This window comes from Xanthomonas sp. SHU 166 (assembly GCF_000364685.1).
Taxonomy (GTDB): Bacteria; Pseudomonadota; Gammaproteobacteria; order Xanthomonadales; family Xanthomonadaceae; genus Xanthomonas_A; species Xanthomonas_A sontii.
This window is the reverse complement of sequence record NZ_AQOJ01000339.1, coordinates 1-5370: the sequence shown is the minus strand read 5'-3', so window position 1 is coordinate 5370 and position 5370 is coordinate 1. Positions and strand designations below refer to the sequence as shown.

Below are 5370 nucleotides of genomic sequence, written 5' to 3'. Positions count from 1 at the left end.
CCGCGGCGATCATCCTCACCGCCGGGCTCGGCAGCGGGCCGGGCTCGGCCGCGGCGCGGGTGGAGAGCGCCGCACGGGCGAAGGGCCTGCGCATCCTCGGCCCGCACTGCCTGGGCGTGATCGCGCCGCATGCGCGGCTCAACGCCAGCATCGCCGCGCACTGCCCGCAGCCGGGCGACCTGGCGCTGATCTCCGAATCCAGCGCCATCGCCGCGGCGCTGGTGGAGTGGGGCGTGGCGCGTGCGGTCGGCTTCTCGGCGGTGGTCTCGCTGGGCGACGCGCTGGACGTGGACTTCGCCGACCTGCTCGACTACTTCGCCACCGACTACCGCACCCGCGCGATCCTGCTCTACGTCGAGCACATCCGCGACGCGCGCAAGTTCATGTCCGCCGCCCGCGCCGCCGCCCGCGCCAAACCGGTGGTGGTGGTGAAGTCGGGCCGGCAGCTGCGCATCGATCCCAACGCCGACACCCACGTGCAGGCGCTGGCCAGTTCCGATGCGGTGTACGGCGCCGCGTTCGCCCGCGCCGGGCTGCTGCGGGTGCGCGCGCTGGACGAACTGTTCGCCGCGGCGGAGACGCTGGGCCGGCTCAGCACCTTCCCCGGCCGGCGCCTGGCCATCCTCAGCAACGGCGGTGGCGTCGGCCGCCTGGCGGTGGATACGCTGGCCGATCTCGGCGGCACCCTGGCGGCGCTCTCGGCGCCCACCCAGCAGCAACTGGACGCGGCGCTGCCGCAGGAATGGTCGCATCGCAATCCGGTGGACATCGTGGTGGACGCCGACGGCGAACGCTACGCCGCCGCCGCCGGTGCGCTGCTGGAGGACCCGGAGAACGACGCGGTGCTGGTGGTCAACGTGCCGACCGCGTTCACTTCCTCGGCCGAGGCGGCGCAGGCGCTGACCCGCATCCTCGGCCAGCGCCCGCGCCACCACCGCGACAAGCCGGTGTTCGCGGTGTGGCTGGGCAACGACGAGAGCGCCACCGCCACGCTCAACGCCGCGCGCATCCCCACCTACGCCACCGAGGCGGACGCGGTGCGCGGCTTCATGCACCTGGTGCGCTACCGCGAAGCGCAGGCGGCACTGATGGAAACGCCGCCGAGCCTGCCCGACGATTTCGCCTTCGACGCCGCCGCCGCGCGCGGCATCGTCGACGCCGCGCTGGCCGCCGGGCAGACCTGGCTGGACCCGCTGGCGACCACGCGGCTGCTGGCCGCCTACGGCATCCCCACCGCGCCGGTGGCGCACGCCGCCGATGCCGAGGCCGCGGCGCAGGTGGCCGCGCCGATGCTGGCGCAAGGCTCGGCGGTGGCGGTGAAGATCCATTCGGCCGACATCCCGCACAAGTCCGACGTGGACGGGGTGCGCCTCAACCTGGTCAGCGTGGAGGCGGTGCGCGATGCGGCCGAGGGCATCCTCGCCCGCGCGCGCGCCGCGCGGCCGGATGCGCGCATCGACGGCGTGCTGGTGCAGCCCTCGCTGTTGCGACCGAAGGCGCGCGAACTGATCGCCGGCATCGCCGACGATCCCACCTTCGGCCCGGTGATCGTGTTCGGCCGCGGCGGCACCGCGGTGGAGGTGATCGACGACAAGGCGCTGGCGCTGCCGCCGCTGGACCTGCGCCTGGCCCACGAACTGATCGGCCGCACCCGCGTCAGCCGCATCCTCAAGGCCTACCGCGACGTGCCGGCCGCCGACGAGCGTGCGGTGGCGATGGTGCTGGTCAAGCTGGCGCAACTGGCCGCCGATCTGCCCGAGATCCGCGAACTGGACATCAATCCGCTGCTGGCCGACCGCGACGGGGTGATTGCGGTCGACGCACGGGTGGCGGTGGCGCCGTCGCGGCGCCTGCACAAGGGCCGCGGCCATCCGCGCTTCGCGATCTTCCCGTATCCCAAGGAGTGGGAACGGCGCATTGTGCTCAACGACGGCAACGCCGCGTTCGTGCGCCCGGTGCGGCCGGAGGACGACGCGTTGTTCCGCAGCTTCTTCGCCCGCGTCACCGACGAAGACCTGCGCCTGCGCTTCTTCCAGGCGGTGAAGCATTTCAGCCACGAATTCATCGCGCGCCTGACCCAGCTCGACTACGCGCGTTCGATCGCGCTGGTGGCGATCGAGCCGCGCAGCGGCGACATGCTCGGCGCGGTGCGCCTGCATGCCGACGCCGATTACGACCGCGGCGAATACGGCATCCTGATCCGCTCCGACCTCAAGGGCCACGGCATCGGCTGGCAGTTGATGCGGATCATGATCGAGTATGCCGGCTGGCTCGGCCTCAAGGTGGTCGAAGGCCAGGTGTTGCGCGAGAACCGCACCATGCTGGCGATGTGCCGGCAGCTCGGCTTCAAGGCCACGCCGGATCCGGACGACGCCACGCTGATGGACGTGGTGTTGCCGGTGGCGCAGCACTGAGGACGGCGCCGCGATGTCGACGTTCTCGCCCAGCGCATTGAAGTCGCGCCACGCGATCCTGTCCGGCCTCCCGGGCGCCGCCTCGCTGGAGATCCTGCTGCGCCCGTTCCTGCACGCCGGCGAGATCGTGGACACCGCGATCCGCCTGGACGGCATCGCGCTGCCGTCGCTCAGGCTCGGCGAGCTGGCCGGCCAGCGCTTCGACTTCCCGCGCAACCCACAGGACGGCTACATCGACGGCTCGCTGTATGTGGCCGGCGCGCACCACCCGGTCGATGTCGACACGCTGACCTTCAATCTTTCGCGCGACGGGCAACTGACGCTCGTGGCCAAGGGCGTGTATGCGTTCGATGTCGAAGGCCTGGACGACCTGGGCACGGTCCCCTTTACCCTGGCCGCGCGGCTCAGCACGTGCGCGCTGTGAACGCGGCTGCACGCCGCGGCGCACTGGCTTCCCGGCATCACCGCACGTTGCATGAGGCGCTTCACCACCGCACACGTCGACCTGCCTGCGACACTCGACCCTCGGGAGTTCTTCATGTCGTTCAAGCCAGAGCGCTACACCTCGGTCTCGCCGTATCTCATTGTCGATGGCGCGCAGCGGACCATCGCGTTCCTGGTCGCGGTGTTCGACGCCGAACCCTTGCGGCAGATTCCCGGTGAGGGTGGCCTGCTTGCCCACGGCGAGGTGCGCATCGACGACACCGTGGTGATGTTCTGCGATGCGGTCGAGGGCTGGCCGGCGGTGCCGGCGCATGTGCACGTCTACGTGCGCGATGTGGATGCGACCTACCAGCGTGCACTGGCTGCCGGTGCCACGGCGGTGCAGGCGCCGGTGCAGAAGGACGATCCGGACCGGCGTGGCGGCTTCCGCGACGCCGGTGGCACGACCTGGTGGGTCGGCCAGCAGATCGGTTGAGCGAGCGTAGGCGGCAGGACGTCTGACGCCGCTCATTGCTGCGCCTTGCGCCGCACTCGGCACAGGCCGTGCCTGCAGGCGCCATAGGACGGCACGCGGCAGGCACGGCGTTGCGGTGCTACTCCAGCTCCTGGTTGCTCACCCCACGCTCGACCGGGTACACGGTCGGCGGCGGCGTGGTGGAGCGCATCAGTTTCAGCGAGGTCTTGCTCTGCTCGCACAGGTTGCCGCCGCTGACGAACACGCCGTCCTGGGTGCACTTCCAGTCGTAGAAGTTGGCGATGCCGCCGGCCAGCTGCAGGCTGTAGTCGGTGCTCTTGGCCGCCGCGTCGAACGGTTGCCCGGCGGGGATGTTCTGGAACCAGCGCATCCATTCCTTGGAACCGACCGGCGGCACCTTGTCCGGCGCCTGGAAGGTGGGGTTCATCGGCGAGAGTTGTGGCGATTCGGCGGTCATGTGGCAGCTCATGCAGGAGCTGATCGGATTGTCCACCGGGCCGTTCAGGCGGCCGTTCCAGCCCAGGTGGGTCGGTGGCAGTTCCGGCCTGGCGTTGATCGCCGACTGCAGGATGCGCGGATTGATCCGGGTCTGGGTCGGCTGCTTGTTGGTGTAGTCGTCGCCGGTGTTCTGTGGATCGTTGCCGAACATCACGCCCACCGGCACCAGGTTCTGCCAGCCGGGCTTGCCGCTGACCGCGCCGTTGTACTGGAAGGTGCCGAAGATCCAGCCGGTGCCGGGCACGCGGCTGTCGCGCACGGCGAAATCCATCTGGATCAGCGCCACCTGCTTGAACGCGCGGTCGGCGGACTTGAAGCTGTTGGTGACCCAGGCGTTCCACAGCACCGGGTTCTGCAGGAACGGCACCTGGCTCAGGTCCACGTCGGCGAACAGCGCCTTGCACACCACGGTGCCGTCGCGGAAGGTGTTGGGCTTGGTGGTGAAGCTCGGATCCGGGTTCTGCGGATCCTTCCACACCTGGCCGAAGGTGTAGGCGCCGACATCGTTGTAGATGCCGACCGCGAAGGTCTGGCCGGTGGTGAGCTGGGTCGGCGCCAGTTGCTTGACCTGGATCTGCGCTTCCTTGGTCAGCCCGTGCACGCCTTCGCGTCCGAGCGGGCCGTAGTGCTGCCAGGGCGCGTGGTACCAGCGCCGCACCTTGTTGTTCTGCACGTACCAGTCGCTTTCGACGTTGCCTTCCAGGCAGTAGGCCTTCACCGCATCGGCGTAGCCGCGCCAGGCTTCGAAGTTGTTGCTCAGCGGCTTGGGCAGCTTCTGGAAGAACGCCGGCAACGGGCCGCTGGGCGCTTGCTGCGGATAGTCCTGGCTGAGCTGGAACAGCGGCCCCTTGTAGGTGGAGGGCGGCGCGTAGCCGAAATCCGGAAAGCGCCCGGCGGAGGCGGCGCCGCTGGCAAGGGTCAGCACGGTGGCGATGGCGAGAATGCGTGGATTGGGCAGTTGCATGATGGACCTCCGGTCGTGTGCGTCGGTGCGAGCGGGCGATGCCGCGTCCTGTGTCCGGACATCCCCTGGCCCCGGACCGGCCGCACGCCCGCGCTGCTGCGCGGCCGCGGTGAAAGGAGTCCCGTCGCGCCAGGGCCGCGCGCAGGCACGGGCGTACGCATCCGCCTGCGCACGCAGACGAAGCGAGAGACGCGATGGGAAGTGCAGCATCCACCGCCACCGTGGAGACGCGGCGGCGCTGTTGTAGATGCGTGAAACGGCCTAGCGGACCGAAGACATGTCCATGTCGCTCTCCTGACCCCGTGTGGAAGGCAACTGCGTTGAAGACGGTTGTCGCGTCGAGCGTGGGGGAAACGCGCGGGCCCGGCAGGGCAGCATCGGGGGACGAATGCTGCGGGGGCGGCGCCCTGCGGCGGCCGCGATGCCGGGTTGCGCGTCGATCGCCAACCGCGCGTGGGAGCGGGCGTCGGCGTTGCTCGACGCTTCGGACTCTAGCGAGCGCCGCGCCGCCGGTGGTAGACAGTTGCGACCGCCGGCGTCGCCGCGGCGCGTGGCTGACCGGCCGTCGCGCGACC

General features: G+C 70.3%; 4 protein-coding genes. 3 read left to right on the top strand and 1 reads right to left on the bottom strand.

Annotated features, from left to right (window positions below; genetic code table 11):
- The 3 genes from D180_RS10020 to D180_RS10010 all read left to right on the top strand — a co-directional run.
- The coding region (locus D180_RS10020) for a bifunctional acetate--CoA ligase family protein/GNAT family N-acetyltransferase (RefSeq protein ID WP_017912687.1) at positions 1–2414 on the top strand (2414 nt) is incomplete at its 5' end.
- Between the two features lie 13 nt (positions 2415–2427).
- Entirely contained in the window at positions 2428–2838 is a 411-nt protein-coding gene (locus D180_RS10015) for a hypothetical protein (RefSeq protein WP_017912686.1), read from the top strand.
- A gap of 114 nt (positions 2839–2952) precedes the next feature.
- Complete coding sequence (locus D180_RS10010; RefSeq protein WP_017915215.1) at positions 2953–3333, top strand: VOC family protein; 381 nt, start codon at positions 2953–2955, stop codon at positions 3331–3333.
- Positions 3334–3451: 118 nt separating this feature from the next.
- On the opposite strand, the gene D180_RS10005 is transcribed toward D180_RS10010, so the two are convergent.
- Positions 3452–4795 carry a hypothetical protein gene (locus tag D180_RS10005; protein WP_017912684.1) on the bottom strand — a complete coding sequence of 448 codons (1344 nt, stop codon included), beginning with the start codon at positions 4793–4795 and terminating at the stop codon, positions 3452–3454.
- Between the last annotated feature and the right edge of the window lie 575 nt (positions 4796–5370).

Bases quoted from the DNA above. Each gene is read 5' to 3' on its own strand.
- D180_RS10015 (WP_017912686.1), top strand. From the start codon at position 2,428: ATGTCGACGTTCTCGCCCAGCGCATTGAAGTCGCGCCACGCGATCCTG.
- D180_RS10010 (WP_017915215.1), top strand. From the start codon at position 2,953: ATGTCGTTCAAGCCAGAGCGCTACACCTCGGTCTCGCCGTATCTCATT.
- D180_RS10005 (WP_017912684.1), bottom strand. From the start codon at position 4,795: ATGCAACTGCCCAATCCACGCATTCTCGCCATCGCCACCGTGCTGACC.